21 protein-coding genes and 1 pseudogene are annotated in these 20,675 nt (G+C 46.4%); 18 read left to right on the forward strand and 4 right to left on the reverse strand.

The features are described 5' to 3' along the window. The 11 genes from BLT91_RS27690 to BLT91_RS27735 all read left to right on the forward strand — a co-directional run. A partial coding sequence (locus BLT91_RS27690; protein ID WP_141225102.1) for an isochorismatase family protein occupies positions 1–306 on the forward strand: 306 nt, incomplete at its 5' end. A gap of 150 nt (positions 307–456) precedes the next feature. Beyond that, the gene (locus BLT91_RS32405) at positions 457–636 is read left to right on the forward strand and encodes a hypothetical protein (RefSeq protein ID WP_141225103.1); all 180 of its coding nucleotides are present in this window, start codon (positions 457–459) and stop codon (positions 634–636) included. Positions 637–1,433: 797 nt separating this feature from the next. Then, positions 1,434–1,685 (forward strand): hypothetical protein, encoded by a 252-nt coding sequence (locus tag BLT91_RS32055; RefSeq protein ID WP_090827186.1) that lies wholly within the window; start codon positions 1,434–1,436, stop codon positions 1,683–1,685. A gap of 510 nt (positions 1,686–2,195) precedes the next feature. Then, complete coding sequence (locus BLT91_RS27700; protein ID WP_090827188.1) at positions 2,196–4,586, forward strand: glycoside hydrolase family 95 protein; 2,391 nt, start codon at positions 2,196–2,198, stop codon at positions 4,584–4,586. Between the two features lie 54 nt (positions 4,587–4,640). Next, positions 4,641–5,966, forward strand: a complete 1,326-nt coding sequence (locus tag BLT91_RS27705) for an apurinic/apyrimidinic endonuclease family protein (protein ID WP_141225104.1) — start codon at positions 4,641–4,643, stop codon at positions 5,964–5,966. Positions 5,967–6,232: 266 nt separating this feature from the next. Then, the gene (locus BLT91_RS27710) at positions 6,233–6,577 is read left to right on the forward strand and encodes a hypothetical protein (protein ID WP_175532558.1); all 345 of its coding nucleotides are present in this window, start codon (positions 6,233–6,235) and stop codon (positions 6,575–6,577) included. 376 nt (positions 6,578–6,953) lie between these two features. Continuing rightward, positions 6,954–7,619 carry a WecB/TagA/CpsF family glycosyltransferase gene (locus tag BLT91_RS27715; RefSeq protein WP_254777171.1) on the forward strand — a complete coding sequence of 222 codons (666 nt, stop codon included), beginning with the start codon at positions 6,954–6,956 and terminating at the stop codon, positions 7,617–7,619. Between the two features lie 209 nt (positions 7,620–7,828). Beyond that, entirely contained in the window at positions 7,829–8,194 is a 366-nt protein-coding gene (locus BLT91_RS27720) for an ankyrin repeat domain-containing protein (RefSeq protein WP_175532559.1), read from the forward strand. A gap of 37 nt (positions 8,195–8,231) precedes the next feature. Next, positions 8,232–8,765: an ATP-binding cassette domain-containing protein gene (locus tag BLT91_RS27725; RefSeq protein WP_090827197.1), complete on the forward strand. Its 534-nt coding sequence runs from the start codon at positions 8,232–8,234 to the stop codon at positions 8,763–8,765. Next, positions 8,762–9,859, forward strand: coding sequence for an amino acid ABC transporter ATP-binding/permease protein (locus tag BLT91_RS27730; protein WP_090827199.1), 1,098 nt, complete (start codon positions 8,762–8,764; stop codon positions 9,857–9,859). The genes BLT91_RS27725 and BLT91_RS27730 overlap by 4 nt, the downstream gene beginning before the upstream one ends. Continuing rightward, a complete protein-coding gene (locus BLT91_RS27735) occupies positions 9,856–10,497 on the forward strand; it encodes an ATP-binding cassette domain-containing protein (RefSeq protein WP_090827201.1) in 642 nt (213 codons plus the stop codon). The genes BLT91_RS27730 and BLT91_RS27735 overlap by 4 nt, the downstream gene beginning before the upstream one ends. 73 nt (positions 10,498–10,570) lie before the next feature. Here the strand turns inward: BLT91_RS27735 and BLT91_RS27740 are convergent, their stop codons facing one another. Next, a complete protein-coding gene (locus BLT91_RS27740; RefSeq protein ID WP_090827203.1) occupies positions 10,571–10,825 on the reverse strand; it encodes an IS110 family transposase in 255 nt (84 codons plus the stop codon). 330 nt (positions 10,826–11,155) lie between these two features. On the opposite strand from BLT91_RS27740, the gene BLT91_RS27745 reads away from it, so the two are divergent. The 4 genes from BLT91_RS27745 (at position 11,156) to BLT91_RS34065 (ending at position 12,540) form a co-directional block, all read left to right on the forward strand. Then, positions 11,156–11,533, forward strand: a complete 378-nt coding sequence (locus BLT91_RS27745; RefSeq protein WP_090827205.1) for a DUF2089 domain-containing protein — start codon at positions 11,156–11,158, stop codon at positions 11,531–11,533. Beyond that, entirely contained in the window at positions 11,530–11,913 is a 384-nt protein-coding gene (locus tag BLT91_RS27750) for an SHOCT-like domain-containing protein (protein WP_090827207.1), read from the forward strand. The genes BLT91_RS27745 and BLT91_RS27750 overlap by 4 nt, the downstream gene beginning before the upstream one ends. Positions 11,914–11,917: 4 nt before the next feature. Further along, entirely contained in the window at positions 11,918–12,187 is a 270-nt protein-coding gene (locus BLT91_RS27755; protein WP_090827249.1) for a hypothetical protein, read from the forward strand. Between the two features lie 257 nt (positions 12,188–12,444). Then, a complete protein-coding gene (locus tag BLT91_RS34065; RefSeq protein ID WP_368086864.1) occupies positions 12,445–12,540 on the forward strand; it encodes a GNAT family N-acetyltransferase in 96 nt (31 codons plus the stop codon). 257 nt (positions 12,541–12,797) lie between these two features. On the opposite strand, the gene BLT91_RS27765 is transcribed toward BLT91_RS34065, so the two are convergent. Beyond that, complete coding sequence (locus tag BLT91_RS27765; RefSeq protein ID WP_090827211.1) at positions 12,798–15,128, reverse strand: SpoIID/LytB domain-containing protein; 2,331 nt, start codon at positions 15,126–15,128, stop codon at positions 12,798–12,800. Positions 15,129–15,314: 186 nt separating this feature from the next. Here BLT91_RS27765 and BLT91_RS33230 point away from each other — a divergent pair. Then, a pseudogene (locus BLT91_RS33230) lies at positions 15,315–15,469 on the forward strand (transposase); the annotation flags it as partial. A 258-nt stretch (positions 15,470–15,727) separates the two neighbouring features. Here BLT91_RS33230 and BLT91_RS33690 read toward each other — a convergent pair. Beyond that, a complete protein-coding gene (locus BLT91_RS33690; protein ID WP_302847562.1) occupies positions 15,728–15,862 on the reverse strand; it encodes a hypothetical protein in 135 nt (44 codons plus the stop codon). Positions 15,863–15,883: 21 nt separating this feature from the next. Continuing rightward, positions 15,884–18,016, reverse strand: a complete 2,133-nt coding sequence (locus BLT91_RS27770) for a GMC family oxidoreductase (RefSeq protein ID WP_090827213.1) — start codon at positions 18,014–18,016, stop codon at positions 15,884–15,886. Between the two features lie 917 nt (positions 18,017–18,933). On the opposite strand from BLT91_RS27770, the gene BLT91_RS27775 reads away from it, so the two are divergent. Further along, positions 18,934–19,878 carry an NAD(P)H-dependent flavin oxidoreductase gene (locus tag BLT91_RS27775; RefSeq protein WP_090827251.1) on the forward strand — a complete coding sequence of 315 codons (945 nt, stop codon included), beginning with the start codon at positions 18,934–18,936 and terminating at the stop codon, positions 19,876–19,878. Between the two features lie 12 nt (positions 19,879–19,890). After that, complete coding sequence (locus BLT91_RS27780; RefSeq protein WP_090827215.1) at positions 19,891–20,670, forward strand: enoyl-CoA hydratase/isomerase family protein; 780 nt, start codon at positions 19,891–19,893, stop codon at positions 20,668–20,670. Positions 20,671–20,675: the final 5 nt, after the last annotated feature.

The raw sequence follows: 20,675 nt of genomic DNA on the forward strand, positions 1-20,675 counted from the left end.
CTATGGACAGAGGTGTGCGACTTGTCAGCCGTTCTTTCCGCGATCGATCAAGGATATGAAGTGTATATCGTAACCGATACTTCAGGCGGCGTATCGAAAGAAGCGCACGATATGGCGGTTAAACGCATGATTCAAGCCGGAGCAACACCAATCACATGGGAGCAATACTTGCTAGAGCTGCAACGTGACTGGGCTCGTTCCGAAACGTACAAAGCCACTACAGATATTGCCAAAGAACACGGCGGCGCATACGGATTAGGCATTATTTACTCGCAAGCTATGTTTGGCGGTAAAGAAGGACATTAATCGAAAAGCTTATCGAAAATCACGAAGCAGAATTTGCTTCGTGATTTTTTCATCAACCTAAAAAATACTTAACGATCTTAAATAATTTCTGACTGCTTGAGGAAAGGTAGACACTTCCTGAAGATGTAATCCCTATATTGAAGCAAAGATATGAAGGTCACAGCGAGCGTATATGCGGATGGAACAGGCTCCGCTATCGCTTCCGTCGTGCTGAATTCTATCGCATCGAATGAGCCTGACAACGGGCTCGGCGATGGCGATACGGTAAACCATTCAGGATGCGGCAGTCCTCAGCGGTCAAAACCTTCGATACGATGTTGGCCGGCATGAAGGCTGCAGGAAGCGAGAAAGTTGAAAAGATCATTAATGACAATTATCAAGCCAGACTGAAGCTTTGGAAATAAGTCATCTGCGCGAGGAACAGCTTGCTCGAGCTATTCCTCGCGTTTTCCAAACCACATGCAACTAAAGGGATTAGAATTTACGCTCCTTGAAGCCGTGTTACGGAGACATTAATAATACATAGATGAGATTGGGAGTTATTGAAGTATCATTGAAGAGCATATATTTGTATAGCAAAAGTGGTATGTTTGTGTCGCCGAACGGACAATAAAGATGAGATGATTGTAAGAGGGGAAGAACATACATCCACAGCGATTCGCGCACAGCGCGTTTTTTTATTTTAAGGATATACTTGGTTGCCATACACTTTTTTGACAATGGATTGTACATTCAGATTTTCCCATTGCAGAGTCATCGAATACTTAGGCCAGCAATAACAATTTTCTTTTTGCCGAAGTTTTTACTTTATCTACAACGTGTTGGTCTTCCCACGCATTCATGGTTGTACAGTCGAGGTGGTGAGAGCTTTTCTCTCTGGATTACCGCAACAAGTTTCTTCATATGTTCAGCCTAAGGACGCAGCAAGAAATTGAAGGCTGTCCAAGACTCAGATTATTCACCCCGTGATGGAACTAACTAGTAAACGGCATGAATCGACCGGCAGAAGCATCGCGCTCTTTGAGCGGCTTTCAATGATTATGCATGGGGGACGCAAGTGATTATTAAAACCTGGTTTAACCGCTTTTCCCGCTTTTCCACAAGTTTCACGAGCAAGTGGAGCGCTGTTGATTATTGAACGCAATTCCGGGATAAAGTATGTTGATCAAACCATCGTATATATAACGCATTTTGTATCATGGGTAGTCGTAGTTGGGATTTCTTACATTTTCATCACAACAGAAGGGGAGATCAACAATGATTTGGTTGTTTATATGGGCTTTCCCATAGGGGAATTTCACAAAGTGATGATGAGAGCCATTCGATATATGCAGGACAACTACCGGAAGGATTTGAAAATAATAAAAGATACAGATTAATATAATGTTTCTGAATTGGTAAGTGTTTTCTTGAAATTCTAGGCAGCCATGATTTAAGTATGCTAAATGGTGAAGCAATGAGACCTTTGTGGAATCAAAGAGTTTGTGCTGGCTTATGGTTCCAATCACGTTTTTACGAATTCAGTCATTAATAAAACAGTTGCAAATGTAGCAAGCGAATCGCAGTTGATTGTCACCCGGATATAAGAATCAATTCTGAATGCCGAAAATTGTGCAAACATCATTACAGTAAATTTAAATAAAATCGTTCCAGTAGATCGGAATACGATCCAGGATGAATTCACTAATCAATACTTGGTTACCCAAGTTGATACTCGGTTGGATTTGGATTTGCTATTTTTCCCGGATGTAGAGGCGGCAGCTTTTCTCGAGATGAATAACCAGCTGTATACAACAAATAAGTGGAACGCGCATTGAGGATCAGTTCGGCTTTGAAAGGTTGAAGCGAAACAATTGCAGTATCAATAAGCTTAATTGGAGGTTGAACACATGCAAACGTTATTCTATCGCCAACCCGCACACAACTGGAACGAAGCGCTGCCGATCGGCAACGGCCGTATTGGGGCTATGGTATTCGGCGGCATCGAGACGGAGCGGCTTCAGCTTAACGAAGATACGCTATGGTCCGGCTTGCCGAAGGATGGGAATAATCCGCAAGCAAAAGAAGCGCTGGGCAAAGTACGAAACCTGCTGCGGGAAAGTCGTTATGTCGATGCGGAGAACGAGTGCCGGCACATGCTCGGTCCGTACACGCAATCGTACTTGCCTTTCGGCGAATTGAGTTTGCGCTTCCGCCATGGAGATGTAGGTGCTGATTATACGCGCAGTCTGGATTTGCAGAATGCCGTTACCAAGGTCACTTACCGTATCGGCGAAATCATGTATACTCGAACCTGCTTCGTGTCGCATCCCGATCAATCGCTTGTGATGCATATCGAAGCCAGCCGTCCCGGAGTAATCTCTTTTACGGCCCGACTGGATAGCCAGCTTCCTTTTCACACTTCCTGGAGCGGGAAGGAATGGATGTTGCATGGCATGGCTCCGGAGCACGCCGACCCTAATTACTTCAACACTTCCAATCCGCTCATCTATGCAGATCCGGACACGAGCGAAGCGATGCGATTCGTAGGGAAAGTGAGCGCGCGCGTCGCGGAAGGAAATGTGATTGGCGATCATGATGGCCTACATATTTCAGGTGCGACCGACGTTACCCTGTTTTTTTGCGCAGCTACCAGCTTTAACGGTTTTGATAAACAGCCCGGCTCGCAGGGGAAAAATCCCGCGGAGCTCGTCTCCTCCTATATGGACGCGGCACTTCGGCAACCGTTCGGGCAGCTCTACGCTTCCCATACGGACGATTATCGCAGTCTCTTCGATAGAGTAAAGCTGGATATAGGCCCTGCACCCGAGGAAGCCGCTATTCCTACCGATCAGCTTATCGCCGAACAGGGGAGCCAGAGCAAAGCGCTGATTGAGCTGCTGTTTCATTACGGGCGTTATCTAATGATCGCCAGTTCTCGGAGCGGTACGCAGCCGACGAATTTGCAAGGAATATGGAACCGCGATGTGCGTCCGCCTTGGAGCAGCAACTACACAATGAATATTAACGCGCAGATGAATTATTGGCCGGCGGAAACGTGCAATCTGTCCGAGTGTCACGAGCCGTTTCTTTCCTTCGTCGGCAGATTGGCCAAGAACGGAGCAGAGACCGCGGCGATTAACTACGGCTGCAGAGGGTGGACGTCCCATCACAATTCGGACATTTGGGCGCATACGGCACCGGTCGGCGACTTCGGGAACGGAGATCCGACTTGGGCGTTTTGGCCGATGGGTGGGGTATGGTCCACCCAGCATCTATGGGAGCATTATTTGTTCAACCGCGACGAATCGTTTTTGCGCGATTACGCCTATCCGCTATTGAAGGGGGCAGCGTTATTCGCTTTGGACTGGACGTTCTCTAATGAGCAAGGGTATTTGGTCACCGGGCCTTCCACGTCGCCAGAGAATAAATTCAAAGTGGGAGTCAGTCAGGCAAGCGGGGTCAGCACGGCAGCCACGATGGATCTTATGCTGCTGTGGGAGCTGTTCAGCAACTGTATCGAAGCGACGGAAATTTTGCGTACAGATGAGGAGTTCTGCGCTGAGCTGCGCTCCGCAAGAGACAGGCTACTGCCGCTGCAAATCGGCAGAGAGGGCCGACTTCAGGAGTGGAGCGTCGATTTTGACGACACGGATCCTTATCACCGGCATGTCTCACATTTGTTCGGGGTCTACCCGGGACGTCAGCTAGGTTCAGAGCATAATCCGGAACTGTTTGCGGCGGCAAGGCGCTCTTTGGACATCAGGGGGGACGATGGCACGGGCTGGAGCTTGGCGTGGAAAGTATGCCTTTGGGCGCGATTGGGAGACGGGAACCGGGCAGCTGCTCTATTCCCTAATTTGCTTCGGTTGGTGAAAGAGGATGGGGTGAACTACCATCACGGAGGGGTTTACGTCAACTTATTGGATGCCCATCCTCCTTTTCAGATCGACGGTAATTTCGGCGTAACCGCGGGCATCGCGGAAATGCTCCTGCAATCACATCACGAGGCGATTGAGCTGTTGCCTGCCTTGCCGGATGCGTGGCCAACGGGCAGCATAAGCGGCTTACGTGCTCGGGGCGGCTTTGAGGTCAGCGTGAAATGGGAACGGATGAAGCTTGCGGAGGCCGAAATTGTATCTCGTTTGGGTACACATTGCCGCGTGCGTGCATCGGTTCCTCTGCGGGTCATCGATGCCGACAGTGGGTCGGTGTTAACGACGGGAGATGATCATAACCAGCATGTCGAGTTTCTGACGGAAGCGGGAAAGGTGTATCGGATCATCCCAAAAAATTTATAGTTATAGCGGTTTTGGAATAAAGTTGCGATGGTCACTCCGGTTGTTCCTATGGGAATGGCGCAAGTATTTGGATATGTATTAAAACACCACATGCGAGCGTACAGCTTCCAGGCTGCTGCGCAAAATGCTGCCAAGAAAGCGAGTGGGTTAAAGATGACAGACATGGCGACTGATCCGCGCATTTTTTTGTCGATCGATAATTGCTTCGCGTCCAAGAGATGGACTCGGCCTTCCGAATGGATTAGACTAATCCGGTCCATGGGCGTCCGATTTATCGAAGCGAGCGCGGATAACGAATGCGATCCTTTATACTGCAGCAAAGAATATTTATCGGACTGGATCCGCGAAGTGAATGAAGCGAGCCTCGCCCACGGGGCGCAAATCGCCAATGTGTACTCCGGTCACGGCACCTATTCAACGCTTGGCTTAACGCATACGGATCCTCGCAACCGCGAGCATATGCTGCGCAATTGGCTGAAGCCGATGGCGGATATCGCCTCCGGGCTGTCGGCGGGAATCGGCTTTTACTGCCATGCTTTCGCAGACGCGGTGCTCCAGGACCCAGCGGCTTATACCGAGATGGAACATGAGCTGTACGGCTCTTTAGCAGAAATGGCGGAATATTGCGCCGAGCTCGGCATTCCCGCCAGCGGGGTGGAGCAAATGTATTCGCCCCACCAAATCCCGTGGACGGTCAAAGGAGCGGAGAAACTGCTGAAATCCGTTCAGGCGATATGCGGACGGCCATTCTACCTGACGATCGATACCGGCCATCAAACTGGGCAGCGCCGATTCCTGAAGCCGAGCTGCGATCAAATCAAGGAATTCGCAAGAAGAATTAGAACCGGCCAAGGGGCGCAATCGCTCCCCTTGTGGCTCGGGTCGTCGTCGGCCTATCGCCTCTTTGATGAACTAGCCGCCGAATCGGGCGCGAGCGAAGACGAGCGGATCGAACAATTGTTGCAAGATTTCGATCGGCATCCGCATCTGTTCGCCGAATACGAGGACGGCGATCCTTACATTTGGCTGGAAACATTGGGCAGTTACTCGCCGATCGTCCATTTGCAGCAGACGGACGGCTTCGCGTCCGCTCATCGGCCGTTCAACGCGGAGAACAACGGGAAAGGGATTATTGATGGAGCCGAGGTGCTGCGCGCGATCGCCCGGGCTTACGGGAGGGAGCATGCGGACGGATTGCCTCCAAGGTGCGCCGAGGTCTATTTGACGCTGGAAATCTTTGCGGGAACGAGCCAGACGAATCAAGCTGTTCTCCGTGGTATGCGAAGCTCGGTCGACTATTGGCGGAAGCTTGTTCCCCAGGACGGGATGAATCTTAGCGAGCTCATATCCCTATTACCGAACAGGAGGGAGTTTGAATAAATCACCGATGGGGACAACGGGTAACCCCACGCTCAATGTGAGCAGACTGAGGTCTGCTTTACTTACAATAATGCTTTTCTTATTTGCAAGAACCCGTAGCGGCGGTTTTTACATGTTGGATTCGTTGGAGGAGGAGGATCCATCTAGTTAAATTAAGAAAAGGAGGTGCATTACAAGACATCTATTATCTAAAAGTCAATGTCTAAAGATAAAGCATTGAGAACAGGATTTTTGTTCCAATGCAGTGACCGCAATTCCCGTCTTCCGTGATTGCACCATTGAAAGCGTTGTCAAAAAAAGCCTGCGGTGACGATTTTTTGAGGGTGAGCGTTTATGCGGATGGAACCGGCTCCGATATCGCATCCGTCTTGCTGACCTCGATCTCGTCAAATGATCCTGACAACGGGCTCGGTGACGGCGATACGACGAACGACATTCAAGACGCGGTGATCGGAACATACGACACATCGTTCAACCTCCGCGCGGAGCGATCCGGTAAAGGCAGCGGCCGAATTTATACTATCACTTACACAGTAACCTGTTTAGCCGGAAACACAACAACCGCATCGACTCAAGTGGTCGTTTCCTCACAGCGAAGGCAACAACAATAATAATAACATTAATTATAATAAAAATAACAAATGAATGAGCATAAGCGCTTTTGATGAATGTATAAATGATAACTTCACGGCATTCATTTAAGCTTAGGAAGGCGCGTTCTATCGTGGTAGCTTTCCACGAATTCCTTGCAAGGCAACTACAAGTGGTATCAAACTAAATTACAAGGAAAATCAAAATGAGGTCGCTCCTCTTTTGTTTATTAAAGTAAAGGGCAGTAGAGCGTGGCGGATACTTCCAGTGGATAGGGCCGTTAAGAGTTAGCTTTAACCTGATAATACGGAAGGCAGGATAGTTTGAAGTAATCCTTTACGTTAAATTGTGGTTAAAAAGCCAAAGGTGGATTCAATGGAGAACTGTTCGCAAATAATGGGAATTCCAGTACCGAAAATAACTATGGAAGATACAGTCCACATAATTGACCAAGTAATAACGGAAAAAAAAGCGGAACTGTTCCATGTGGTAACACTAAATCCAGAAATCACCATGTCCTGTCAACATGATCCACTGCTCCGTTCCATAATAGATGAGGCGGGTCACCTTACCGCGGATGGAGCTGGTATTGTCATGGTCTCCCGTTTAAAAGGGAATCCACTTCCCGAACGTGTTACAGGATGTGATCTTCTAATCAATTTATTGGAGATAGGGAATAGAAATAATTGGTCGTTTTATTTTCTGGGCGCGAACGAGATGACTAGTAAAAAGGCTGCAGAAGTAATAAGTATGACTTACCCAAACATATCCGTTTTGGGTAGACAGCAGGGCTTTTTTGATCAGAGGGATGAGGTACAAATTGCAGAAGAAATTGCGACCTTGAGTCCCGATGTTTTAGTAGTTGCACTTGGAGCCCCAAAAGCTGAATTTTGGATACATAAGTTTAAAAACAAATTAAATGTTAGGGTTGCTATTGGCGTTGGAGGAAGTCTCGATATCATTGCCGGGACAGTAAAAAGAGCACCAGTTATATGGCAGAGGTTAAATGTGGAATGGCTTTATCGATTAATAATCAACCTTTTAGATGGCGAAGACAATTAATTTTGCCTCGTTTTGTAATGAAAGCATTGTTGTTTAAAGAAAATAATCGTTTATAACGGAACTTCAGCTTAATTTGGAGAAGGCTGCCGACAACGCTAATAACGGCAGCCTTCTCCGTTAATTATGATAAATGCTGGGATACAGGACACAGATTTCTGATTACAGTAATATAGTTAGAAATGATATATAAGCATTGGTGATGAATGATAGTGAAAAACGATGAAAAGCTTGAAAATATTTTGAAGAATGGTGAAGATACAGAATTAATAAGAGCCCTAACATCAAGCGTAGATCCAAATACATTTATTCAATATAGCCCATTAATTAGACTTGCCACACATTATAATCAGCCCAAGCTGGTTCAAATTTTATTATTTGCAGGGGCGAACCCGGATATTGGCGATTCAAATAGAGGGATGACTGCTCTAATTGATGCTGCATACAAGGGTTATAAGGATATTGTTAAAATTCTCATACCTTTCACAAAAAACATTAATTTTGCAGAAACTGTATTCGGTCATACAGCATTAATGGGAGCTTCAAGAGGGGGAGAATTGGAAATTGTTGCGCTTTAAGTGTAAAACGGCTCTGACAAAAATATAGTTAATAAGTATGGATAAACTGCTCTTGACCTTGCAATTCAAAAAGGGTTTGAAGATAAAGTCAGCTTTCTTAAATAACAATCATCATTCAACTACCCTGAAAATCTATGCGGCTTGCTTGGTAATCGCAGATTCATTCATTCGCGAGCTTCCCCAAGGCTACGATACCGTATTGTCGGAACAATTGCGGCTTAGCGGCGGACAAGTTCAGCGATTAGCTATATCCAGAATGCTGCTGAAAGAAGCTCCTTGTCTGCTATTGGATGAACCGACAGCAGGGCTCGATATGGAGAATAAGGAGCTCGTGAAAAAGTCATTGGAACAATGGGGAACGGATCGTACAACCATTTTAGTTACCCATCAATGGGATATGGTTCGTTCCGAAGATTGTATCCTTATGCTCCAGGCTGGCAAAATGGCAGCTTACGGCAATCATAATACCTTGATGACCGACAATATTATGTATGCAGATATGATGATGGCCGATGGAGAGGTGCATGACATCGAGTCAAATGCAGGAAATCAGGAGGGAATTGCCGGATGAGCACATTTCGGCGTATTCTGCTATTCATGAAGCCTTACCGGCTGCAAACAGCTTTGGCAATTGTGCTCGGGTTTCTCACACTCGGAGCCAATATCGGACTTATGGGAACTTCCGGTTATTTAATCGCCTCCGCAGCTCTTCATCCGGAGACAATATTATTGTTATGGCTGCCTATCGTTGGTGTTCGATTCTTTGGTTTGTCAAGAGGCGTGTTCCGTTATTTGGAACGGCTCGTATCCCATGATCTTACGTTTCGGATACTGTCTAATATCCGAGTATGGCTGTATGGGTGCTTGGAACCCCGGGGGGCCGATTTGCTGGAGAAGGAACGAAGCGGGGATGTACTTGGATCCGTTATCTGCGATGTAGATCAAATGCAGAATGTATTTTTACGTGTGATTTCGCCGCCGATTGTTGCCGTATTGACAATGGGTCTCGGATTTGGAGTTTTGGCCTGGTATGATCTTCGACTGGGTTATATTCTCGTAGTAATGATGCTTGCAGCAGGGCTAGGAGTTCCTTATTATAGCCATAAAATTGGACGCTTGTATGGGATGTCATTGGTGAAAGAACGCGCAGAATTATTCGCGGGAACCTCTGATCTCGTGATGGGGCTCTCTGAATTGATCGCGTTTGGAAGAGCGGACGAACACATTCAACAATTAGAGAAAACCCAGCTTCATATGGATGGACTGCACTCTAGGATCCATCGGATCGCTTCGGGCTCAGGGGCTGCCATTATGGGATCAGCCCGGCTGGCGATGTGGCTTGTTCTGCTCACGTCAATCCCGCTGGTATTTCAAGGCAAGATCAGCGGTGTGGCGCTTCCAACATTGATGTTGGTCACTGTAGCCTGTTTTGAAGCAGTTACGACGCTGCCCGCGGCATTTCAGAATCTGGGACAGACACTGTCGGCGGGGCTTCGGTTATTTCGTTTGGCAGATCAAGCGAATGTATCCTCAATGACGGGAGATGGACACTCGATATCATCCGAATCGTTTGACCAATGGAGAACCTCCTTTCAAACAGTTGAAGTGATATTTGATCGCGCACCTTACAATATGCGGACGGATCTGTTGCGCTTCAACAAATGACGTTTTCTGTGAGCCCAGGTAAGCACGTTGCAATCGTTGGCGAAAGCGGCGCAGGCAAAAGCACGATTTTGCAGTTGCTATTAAAGCTTCGGCCTTATCAAGCAGGGTCTGTCAGGCTAAATGAGAAAGAAATAAAAGAATTGCCGGAAGATACCGTTCGTCATTTGTTCGCCGTTGTTACTCAGCATGTGCAGCTATTTAACGCTACGGTTATGGAGAACTTACGTTTGGCTGAACCGAATGCGAGCAGGGAAGAATGCATGCAAGCAGCCAGGAATGCGTTCATTCATGATCGAATCGAGGCGCTGCCCCAAGGCTACGATACCGTTCTCGGAGAGTGGGGAGCACGTTTGTCGGGAGGAGAGAGGCAGCGGCTGGCTTTAGCCCGCGCACTGCTCAGAAACTCGCCCGTTTTTTTATTTGACGAACCGACAACCGGTTTGGATCCATTGACAGCTCAAGCTTTCGTGCAAGCGATGCGGTCGATTTTGAAGAATAAAACGGTTATTTGGATTACACATAAGCTGGATGGATTAGAAGTCATGGATGATATTCTTTTCATTCGTGACGGTACAGTTTGCGAGCAAGGCACGCATTCCTTATTGATACGGCAAAAGAGCGGCTCAACACGAAAATAGCATAACTCGAAGCTGCTAATAAACCTGCGGTGTCCGATAGGGGGTAGTTGTTATAAACATCTTTCCTATCTCGCTAGTAAACTATTTCCATTCCGCTTTTCGCGATTTGAGCAGCGTGACGTTTATGGAACTCTTTCCAAAATATGCCTGTACTCTCCAGCGCTACGTGAGTACAACCATGCTTTTTAATCCAGTCGATTAACTGGAGTAGAAATACGGGTTTAATAGAGAACGTTTGAATCTCCTTTCCTTCGGATGTCACTGTACATACAGTAATGGAATCCTTATGGACATCCATGGTACATGCTCGTTCATTGATTATATCCATTAAAATAATCCTTCTACGGCTTAGAATATTGAGGGGCTGGTCGTTGGAGTCAGACTAATGGATAGGCTCTAACGTACCATAGTTGATCGACCTTCCTCTCCCAGCCGTAGTAGCATTATTGACGGTTTTAATCTCTTTTTTTCATTTTCATGCGCTGGTCTTGCGCTGCATGAACGGCTTACTTCGGGTTTCAACAAAAACATTATGAAATTGATTCCTGTATAATAAAAATTAATTTTTTTATCATGTTTTTAAATTATTTTAATTTCAGCTTTAAGATCATAAAAATATACTGTATGAATATGGTTAATATTAGGAAAGGAGAGAATTATGTCTCACCCTCTAATTACAAATTGTCCGGTTTGCAGCAACCAATTAAAAATTACAAGGTTACAATGCTCCCATTGTCATACAAAAATCGAAAATGAATTTGAGCTTTCCAAATTTGCCTCACTTGGCCAGGTACAGCTTCACTTTATTGAAATTTTTCTAAAATGCCGTGGAAACATTAAGGAAGTTGAAAAAGAACTGGGGATTTCCTATCCAACCGTTCGAGGGAAATTAGATGACATCATTTTTTCCCTTGGTTTTACCCCCAATAAGAAATCTGAAATCGATAGGAAAAAGATTGTCTCAATGCTTGAAAAAGGTGAAATCATTGCAGATGAGGCTATTTTGTTATTAAAAGAGGAGGAATCTTATAAATGAAGGACGAGATTTCAAGAGTATTAACGATGGTGGAAGATGGGAAAATCGATAAGGAAAAAGCGACTGAATTGATTAACGTAATGCAAGGGAAAAATAGAACTATCCAATTAAGCAAGGACAAACCTTATGTTAATAAAATGCTGAAAATTAGAGTTACTTCGGAGGCGGGTGACAACGTAAACGTTAATTTACCAATTAAACTTGTTAAAGCCGTTTTAAAAGTCGGAACTAGCATTGCGGAGAAGATTCCTGAATCTGAAAAATATGTCAAGGATATTAACATTGACTTGTTAATCGAAGCCATTGAAAATGAATTGGACGGACAGATTGTCGATATTACCTTGGCTAGCGGTGAAAAAGTGTTCGTTGTGATTGAGTGATCATATGATTAAGATTAGAATTAGAACGAAAGATAAAAAATTTATAGTTCCTGTCCCATACCCTATTTTAACGATGCTTAGTATGATCCTAACATCGAAAAGGTTGTTACGATTTGCGAATAAAGCGATAGAAAAAGAGGGAAAGAGCTTTAAAGTTCCTCATATAAATAATAAAGATTTGAAACCATTGCTGCAGGCCTTATCAGAACATAAAGGCTTACTAGTAGTAGAAACTAAACTTAATGATGGAACCGAAGTTACTGTCCGGTTATAAAGCATATTCCTTGTGCAGGGATTATGCTTTTTTCTTTGTCAAGGATGCGCTGCTGTTTAGAATTCTATGATGTAACTTTTCCGCTGCATCAACCAGATTGAATCGGCTGCCTTCTATACTACTTGCAGGATTGGTCGACACACTCTGATTACCCAATGTTATTCGAGCGTTGCAACTTTTGGGCTTGATGCAGAGATGCAAAAAATGAGCTTATAGCATTCGGCTACATTGCTGGGATGGGATTGCAGCATGGCTACATGGAAGACATAATTGTACATCCGCAATTTCAGAAGAAAGGAATCGGACAAGCCTTAGTAATGAAATTACTTGAGGAGCGGAGCGTGTCGGGTTAGAGATTGTACTTTAACTTATGATTCAAAGCTTACTGCATTCTATACAGCGAGCGGGTTCATACCTTGTTTAGGAGGGCTGTGGAGAAGAGAAGACTGAACTAACACATGGTTCATCTCAAATTACAACTGAAATGAGAGTAATAAGAAATCTGATACATTGTTAGCTCTTGAAACGAAGACTCCTTTTTAAGAGATTATGTGAAACAGCCTGCCAAACGTTCTTGATCGAACGTTTTGGCAGGCTGTTTTATCTCATTTTAGTTATCTTTATCGTTAAAGTTACCGTGTATTTTCACAGATACTGCAGGACTCGTTACTCCTTCATATGAAGCGAGTACGGTCACTTCTCCCTTTGCTAAGGTGCGCAACTCACCGCTATTAGTAAGGATTGCTTTCTGTACATCGCTGGATGTAAAAGCAGCGTATGCAGTTAAGTCCGCAGTAGAGCCATCTGCATAAGTTCCTGTTGCTGTTAGATGAGCCGTTTCTCCGGTTTTAAGCTTCTCCGGCAACCCAGTAATTTGGATGCTAACAGGTATGGCTGGTACAACTTGTACTTCGATCTGAGCGGATTTACCGTTGTAAGTGGCTGTCACAATGGTTCTGCCCGCTTTATGAGCAGTTAAGGTACCGTCAGCGACAACGGAAGCAACCTCGGATGCGCTTGAAGTAAAGCTTACTCCGGAAACGATGTTAGAGCTGGATCCGTTTGTGTATTGGCCGCTCACCTTCAGCAGTGAAGATTCTCCAGCCTTAAGCACGCTCGGTCCATTTGCCGAAATGCCGGTTAAGACTAGGCTGCTATTGTTGTAATTATGGAATTGCATGTTAGGGTAATAAACATTCAAGATCTTGTCATAAGTCCAGCCCTTACCTCCAAGCATCGAGGCGCCGAATTGGCTCATACCTACGCCATGGCCGTTGCCCCCTCCAAAGAAGGTTACGCCCGTCACTACACCGTTAGCATCTTTGGCAATGTCAAAAGTAAAGAAAGCGGAGTATAGGATGCTTGGATTTTTAAGAATTGCACTTGGGTCATAATCCGTTGCGCCGCCTTTAGCCCGAAAAGCTAAAATGTCAGGTCCTCCAGTAAAGATTTTACTCGGCCGGATTGTAAACCGGATGTTGAACTCTTTAATGATCTTGTATGTACCGGTGCTGCCTTCCACAACAAGTTCTGTGAGATTGCCTCCAGCGCCTCGTTTGGCTACATACATCGTTTTGAAAGTTCCAATCCCTTCGGCAGGAATCGGGAGGCTTTGGAACGAGCCGTCTGCAGTAAGGGTGAGGATGAAGTTAGGGTCTGCAGCATACCTCAAACCCAGGTTGGCGTTGATCGTTTTTTCTAGCTCCTGTTTTGTCAGACCCACTTTCCAACGGAAATATAAGGAATCGGAGTCATAGCCCTTATAAGAAAGGTTTTTGTAAAAGGCTCCAACTGCCGCTTCATCTTGTGTATTCAATTGGAACAGCTTGCTGCTGTCAGCCGTATCGAAGGTATAACTTCCTGCTGTTAAATATGGAAGCGGAGTTCCAGGGAACTGATTGGTAACGAAGTCTGACCATACTTCATGCTTGGAAGCTCCGAACCCGCCGGAAGTTGAATAGAAGCGGGCGTCAACCAAGTCCTGACCGCTCTTCATGATCTGGCCTGCAGTCCCGTTGATCGCTTGAGTAGTCAATGCATTTTCTAGTTGATTGTTATAGACTTGGCTAAGCGTACTATCATCAATATGGAAACCTTGGTCTGCGAAACGGCTGGATAAAAAATCAGTTAGCGCGTAAGTTCTTGCAGCCACGGCTTGCGCTTTTAATGCCTCCAATCCGAAACTGGATGGCATTTCACTTGGTACGACCTGATATAAGTATTCTTCCATTCCCACTTCGTTGATTACGCGCAGCTTATCTTGGGCGGGGTTCAAGAACAGTTCCATGACACCCCGGTATTGAGGAGGAGCGCTTAGAGCTCTTTTTATGGAAGCTATTTGCAACATGGAAGTACTGCTGGCGGGAATTGCGTAGAGTCTGTTAGAGGTTCGGTACACTTCTACATCATTCACGGTTACTTTCATTTTACCGTTGTCAGGGGAAACGGAAAGCAGGCTTCCGGCTGCTATTTCAAAAGATTGTCCGGCGATTTTATCCGTCAACTGGAATCCTTGCGCCGATCGGAGATCCACTTTGGCGTGGTTCAGCTGTGTCATATCTGCGATGTTAGAAATATCAGCACGAATCCCGACACGCATCACGTTCATCGGAGTTTCGCCTTGAAGGACAATCCGGGAAATTTGACCGGCCGCATTCTTGAAAACCTCCGCATTTTTTGCGCCGACCATGACATCGCTTAAGCTTTTGGTAAACCATTGTCCATTCACATTTTGAAAGACTTCTGCACTATCAGATAATGGAAGAGTGCCTGTGAATTCTAGCTCCAGAGTACGGTTAGCCGTATTTTTTGAAACGATCTTTTCTTTTAACGGGGACAGATCAGTCGTCTCTCCATAAGCAGCCGATACAGCGCTTACATAACTGAATGCCAAAAGAATACAGAAGAACAAAATAAGAGGGCGGAAGACAATTTGTTTCATTTACTTTAACTCTCTCCTTCGTACCGCATTTTTTGAAATAAAATTTCAAAATTCATACTAATAAATGAAATTCCATGAAATTTTGTTTCAAAGCCAGTATAACTTGAATTCTATCACTTGCCTATATGTCTTTTATACTAGAATAGGTAACGACAAAAACCGACCATCAGTAAGAAGAAGAGTTGTCGGGATACTATAGCTGGATTCCTCGCTGAAGTTGATGACATCTGACAGTACCGACATCCCAAGAAGATCATAGAACTCGGCGGGCTGAACTTAAAAAAAACACATCGGGCAAACACAAAGGGCAGACCAAGATTACGAAGAGAGGCAGAAAGCGCTTACTCATCGCGCTGTGTAACAAGCTCATTCGGTTTAGAGAAAGTGGAGATCCAAAAGTGGGAACATACTTTAACACAATATCCATTTTTAAAAGAGGATGGTCTAGATAAGCATTTAACAGAAAAGAGATTCTCCATAGAGGGAGTTTAGTTGAAGAAGGAAGTTCGGATTGAACCCAAATGCGTTTCGCATTCTCTAAATGAAACGGTACCCCGCCGACTTTAGCAGGGTACCGTTTCATGTTTGATTCTGTTTTTTTAACCTTCTACCATTACGGCACCCATGCCCAACTTACTGGCTTTTCCGTTATCAGACGCCGTGTTCGAGCCTAAAGTATAAGTGAGCTTCGTTCCTTGCAAAGAAAGCGAAAGCGGTGTGAATATTACATCCACGTATCCGTTCCCAGCAAATCGCTATCCTTGTTTAACCAGGTTTTCTGCTGTGCGGAAAGCCAAGGAAAGAATCGTCAACACCGGGTTAACGCCACCATTGGTCACGTGTACGGAGCCGTCGCTCACCCAGAGATTGTCGTATCCGTGTACGCGACCGGAGGGGTCGGTGACTGATGTTGAAGGGTCATCACCCATGCGCAGTGTTCCCGCCTGATGCTGCCCAGCACTAAGCTCTCCACCTGGCCGGGTTCGCCAAACCTGACGTGCTCCGGCAGCCCAGAGCCAAGCCTCCGCTTGCTCTGCCAGCATGGCTGCGGCTCTAAGAGACTCGGGATGGACACTTCCCGAGAGTTGAGCCACTGGCATTCCGAAGCGATCTTTGACCGTTGGGGAGAGCAGCACTCTTGCCTCGGGGGTAGGAATATCCTGGATCGGTCCCTGAACATGACTAGTGCGCAAGTAGCTCTCGCGCATCGTTTCCTTGCCTGCGCTCCCCCATCGCGCCGCATCCGGAGCAAGTGCTCGATACCAGTGAACAAGCGGAAGCCAGATGAACTCGTTGGCAAGCATCCCACCCCCGACAATCCCGCTCCCGTTACCATGGGCAAAGCGACAGGTGGCAATACTCACCCCAGGTCCGAGACCGTCTTGAACTGGCTCGTCAAAGAGGGCGTAGGCACCAGAATAGACATGACCCTGAAGGTTCCTTCCTACTTGTCCGTACCGATTGCCTACTCCTTGTGGTTCTGCATCGCTTGCCGAATAGAGGAGTAGGCGCGCACTTTCGATGGCTCCGGCTGCAACCACCACGTGTCCTGCTCGCACCTGCAGACGTTGGATAGAGCCCGCAGCCGATTGCACAAGGCGAACCCCAGTGGCGTGCCTTCCTGCCTCGGTGTCGATTCGCTCCACCAAGGTATCGCAAATCAGGTCGCAGTTACCGGTAGCGATGGCCCTCAATAACATCGTATTGTGGCCGCCGTTCTTGCTATTGGTCGGGCAGGCAAACCCGACACACTGGCCGCACCGCCCACAGGCAGGTCGACCGTCACGTTCGACTGAGTTGATGAGGAGAGGAACAGGCCCCACGTCCCATCCGAGTTTCACTGCCGCCCGAGCCAATCGTTCTGCTTCCAGCGTCTTTGGCAGCGCCGGCATTGGATAAGGGCGATTTCGCCTCCCACGCCCAGTGTGGGCATCACCGTCACCAGAGACACCGACTTCCCACTCCGCCCGCTCGTAATAAGGTTCGAGTTCATCATAGTTAATCGGCCAATCGCTGAGCGAACTCCCGTCCGGAATCCCATAGCGAGTCGCCATACGAAAGTCATCCGGATGAAATCTCCATGCCTGTGCTCCGTAGACCCGTGTGCCGCCGCCCAACGTCATCGCGTTATTATGATAGTTGCCTTCAAAGGGGGCTGTAATCCGCTCGTCTCCGTTGGCCAAAAGAATCGTGCGGGGATTGCCTTCCAACCCTGGTCCTGTGTTGTGGCCATATTTGCTAAAACGATGATTGCGAACATGATCGCTGCCTACTTGATTGTAGCGAAGCCAGCTTCCGCGCTCTACGACGAGAACACGAAGCCCCGATTCGGCCAGCACCGCCGCCGCTACAGAGCCCCCTGCACCTGCTCCCACGACGATAACATCATAATGGTCTCGGAGCTGATCGAAGGTCCGTTGCGGTAGGTCGGTCTCTGGGACCGGTGCATGGATTTCAGGGACGGGCCCCGGACGAAATCCAATCATGTCCCACGACTTACCCTCGCGATTCCCGCCAGCCTCAGGACTTCCATAGTAACCCTCTATAACCAGACTCAATAAGGTGGCAAAGAAAAGTTTAGGCGAAACGGGCCAGTTCCGAACACGATCAAGCTCAAGTTCCTTTAACAGCCAATCTTGCTCGTTAACCGAAAGTTCCGAAAACGGTCGACGATGGAGAGCTATTGCTTCTGCATCCAGTGCGCGAAGTCCGGGTTCAATCAAATCCATCCAGGTAGCGACATCCTCGCCTGCACGACGTTCCAGGTATCCCAGAACTCCCCCTTCGGTTGCCGATGGCCATATATCTTTCGGAATCATCCGGTCTGCGACCGCCTCCAAGATAGGGCCTACCTCACCCGAAAAATAATTCTGATCGCCGAGTTTCATCTACGTTCACCACCCAATGAAGGTCTGCTTACATTTAAATTACTAATCCTCATGAACTTTCTCTCCTTTTCCCGTTGCGACCGTACTATTCTATGAACAGTTTCGATCGCTTACATCCCCGCACTTACTACTTTGTAAACGGCGTCAGGAGGGAAGGAGGATGTAAGCGCTTCTAATGTTTAGTCTATCACGCGCGCTAGGCTCACCGCTAGACATTTGGTCTGCGCGCGCAAAAATAGAACCAGCCCAATTCCTGATCAGTGGAAATAACGTCATGAACGGATGAACATAAATTCACCACGATGATACTGAAGATGAGTAATATTTTGCTCACCTCCAACGACAAAGCAGACTGCCGTGGCAGTCTGCTTTGTCGTTGGAGTAAAGGGCAGGATTATTTAGCTATAAACGTACTCAACCAAAATGTTATTTAAAAATAACTGACGTCAGGGTCGGGGGATTGCTTTTGTTTTGGAAAAAGCAATCTTTCGATATATGGCGAAGATTGACCATGCAGTCGAAATTTTTTCTCGATCTCAACAGCAAGTTGTTTTGCTTGTTCTATGGAAGGGTTCGGAAATGATGAGATTGAAAGCCATAATCTCTTATATCCATAACTTCCTCCTAATATAGGATTAATTTCATCCTAATTTATATGTTGGTGATGTACCTTTGGTTACATCCAACGAGAAAGAATTCAACTAGAACGTTAGTTCCACCACCATTCAGTGGGCAGGTAACAAAACATTAATTTTTCTTGTCATTACATCACTTAAGGTGGTAAAATATAGCATATAATGAATGAGTATTCATTCATAATTAATTGTGTGTAAGCGCTTTATGTATGCCCGAAATTAATTATCTTGAGAGGGTGGGGTAAATTGTCAACCAATACACTATCGCGAATAACTGAACAAATGACGTTACCGGTGATCGCGGCTCCGATGTTTCTTATTTCTAGTCCGGAGATGGTTATTGAATGTTGTAAATCGGGGATTATCGGCTCGTTCCCTTTATTGAATGCACGAACAGCCGATATTTTGGATGATTGGATGAAACGAATTACGGAAGAGCTCGAGGCGGCTAAATCTAAGGAGCCCGAGCGCCGTATTGCTCCCTGGGCGGTGAATCTTATCGTTCATAAGACCAATACGCGGTATGATTCGGACGTTGAGCTTATTAAGAAATACCAGCCGCCGATTGTCATTACATCGCTTGGAGCTCCGGGGCCCGTTGTCGAGCTTGTGCATCAATATGGAGGGCTTGTGTTCTCGGATGTCAGCAATTTAACCCATGCCAGAAAAGCCGCTCAGACATGCGTTGATGGACTTATCCTTGTCAGCCATGGAGCAGGAGGTCACGCTGGTGCCATTAATCCTTTTGCTTTTATGGGAGCGGTACGCGAGTTCTGGGATGGAGCTATCATATTGGCCGGCTGTATTACCAGCGGGCAAGACGTTTTCGCCGCCGCAGCTCTTGGCGCCGATTTTGCTTATATGGGCACCCGTTTCATTGCCGCCTCCGAAGGATTTGCAAGCGAAGAATACCAAAATATGCTGATTGAGTCGACGTCAGACGATATCATTTATACTGATGCATTAAGCGGTGTGAAGGCCAATTTTCTTATTCAAAGCATCCGTAATGCCGGTCTTGACCCTGATAAGCTCGAGAAGAAAGAAGCGGTGAACCTCTCACAATTGAATAAGCCTGATAATAAAGCATGGAAGGACATCTGGTCTGCAGGACAGGGGGTTAATGCCATTAAGCGGGTTATGCCTGTAGCCAGTTTGGTTGAAGAGCTCTGTCAGGAGTATAAACAAGCGGAAGTCTCATTAATGGCACGATCGTCGAAAAATTTGTAGGGGGCTGACACTATGTTTGAAACTGTAAAATATGCAATAGAAAACCATGTGGCCACAATCTCGATGAATAATCCCAAAACGATTAATGCCATTAATTTGGAGATGCACAAGGACCTGTATGCTGCTTTCTCAGCCGCTAATGAAAATCCGGATGTCCGCTGTATCGTCTTGAGAGGAGAAGGAAAAGGTTTTTCATCCGGCGCCGACTTAACGAGTATGAATTTTCAGGAAAGATTTGATTACGGAGACTATTTAAGTCAAACCTATAATAAGCTTCTGCGGTACATGATGGGCATACAAAAGCCAATTATTGCTGCCATTCATGGGGTAGCTGCAGGTGCAGGACTAAGTTTTGCGCTTGCCTGTGATTTCCGCTTAGTGACGAAAGAGGCGAAATTAACGGTAGCTTTTATTAAAATTGGGCTAATTCCAGATGCGGGGGCACATTTCTTTTTGCCTAGAATCGTGGGATTGGCAAAAGCATTAGAGCTTTCCTCGCTTGGTTCCATTCTGAATGGAACGGAAGCGGAAAACATAGGTTTGATCAATAAAGCGATTTCAGCTGACCAATTTAACGAAGAGGTTCGTTTGTTTGCTCAGCAGCTTGCCCATAAGCCTCCGTTAGCATTCGGGAAGATGAAAGAAATTATGTATAAAAGCTTGGATAGTGATTTGAATACTGTATTAGGCTGGGAAGAAGAAGGACAGCGGCTTTTGGGGGCATCCAAGGATCACGAGGAGGGCGTAGCTGCTTTTTTAGAAAAGAGAGCGCCTGTTTTTCGGGGTCATTAAAGGAA

Origin of the sequence: Paenibacillus sp. yr247, assembly GCF_900103825.1 — a bacterium.
Lineage (GTDB): Bacteria > Bacillota > Bacilli > Paenibacillales > NBRC-103111 > Paenibacillus_E.

What these genes read in the sequence shown, in the direction of transcription:
- BLT91_RS27765 (WP_090827211.1), bottom strand. Translation starts at nt 15,128, where the DNA reads ATGAAACAAATTGTCTTCCGCCCTCTTATTTTGTTCTTCTGTATTCTT.
- BLT91_RS27715 (WP_254777171.1), top strand. Translation starts at nt 6,954, where the DNA reads ATGGGAATTCCAGTACCGAAAATAACTATGGAAGATACAGTCCACATA.
- BLT91_RS27750 (WP_090827207.1), top strand. Translation starts at nt 11,530, where the DNA reads ATGAAGGACGAGATTTCAAGAGTATTAACGATGGTGGAAGATGGGAAA.
- BLT91_RS27745 (WP_090827205.1), top strand. Translation starts at nt 11,156, where the DNA reads ATGTCTCACCCTCTAATTACAAATTGTCCGGTTTGCAGCAACCAATTA.
- BLT91_RS27740 (WP_090827203.1), bottom strand. Translation starts at nt 10,825, where the DNA reads ATGGATATAATCAATGAACGAGCATGTACCATGGATGTCCATAAGGAT.
- BLT91_RS27730 (WP_090827199.1), top strand. Translation starts at nt 8,762, where the DNA reads ATGAGCACATTTCGGCGTATTCTGCTATTCATGAAGCCTTACCGGCTG.
- BLT91_RS32405 (WP_141225103.1), top strand. Translation starts at nt 457, where the DNA reads ATGAAGGTCACAGCGAGCGTATATGCGGATGGAACAGGCTCCGCTATC.
- BLT91_RS27775 (WP_090827251.1), top strand. Translation starts at nt 18,934, where the DNA reads ATGACGTTACCGGTGATCGCGGCTCCGATGTTTCTTATTTCTAGTCCG.
- BLT91_RS27735 (WP_090827201.1), top strand. Translation starts at nt 9,856, where the DNA reads ATGACGTTTTCTGTGAGCCCAGGTAAGCACGTTGCAATCGTTGGCGAA.
- BLT91_RS34065 (WP_368086864.1), top strand. Translation starts at nt 12,445, where the DNA reads ATGGAAGACATAATTGTACATCCGCAATTTCAGAAGAAAGGAATCGGA.
- BLT91_RS27780 (WP_090827215.1), top strand. Translation starts at nt 19,891, where the DNA reads ATGTTTGAAACTGTAAAATATGCAATAGAAAACCATGTGGCCACAATC.
- BLT91_RS27700 (WP_090827188.1), top strand. Translation starts at nt 2,196, where the DNA reads ATGCAAACGTTATTCTATCGCCAACCCGCACACAACTGGAACGAAGCG.
- BLT91_RS27705 (WP_141225104.1), top strand. Translation starts at nt 4,641, where the DNA reads ATGGCGCAAGTATTTGGATATGTATTAAAACACCACATGCGAGCGTAC.
- BLT91_RS27725 (WP_090827197.1), top strand. Translation starts at nt 8,232, where the DNA reads ATGGATAAACTGCTCTTGACCTTGCAATTCAAAAAGGGTTTGAAGATA.
- BLT91_RS27755 (WP_090827249.1), top strand. Translation starts at nt 11,918, where the DNA reads ATGATTAAGATTAGAATTAGAACGAAAGATAAAAAATTTATAGTTCCT.
- BLT91_RS27770 (WP_090827213.1), bottom strand. Translation starts at nt 18,016, where the DNA reads ATGAAACTCGGCGATCAGAATTATTTTTCGGGTGAGGTAGGCCCTATC.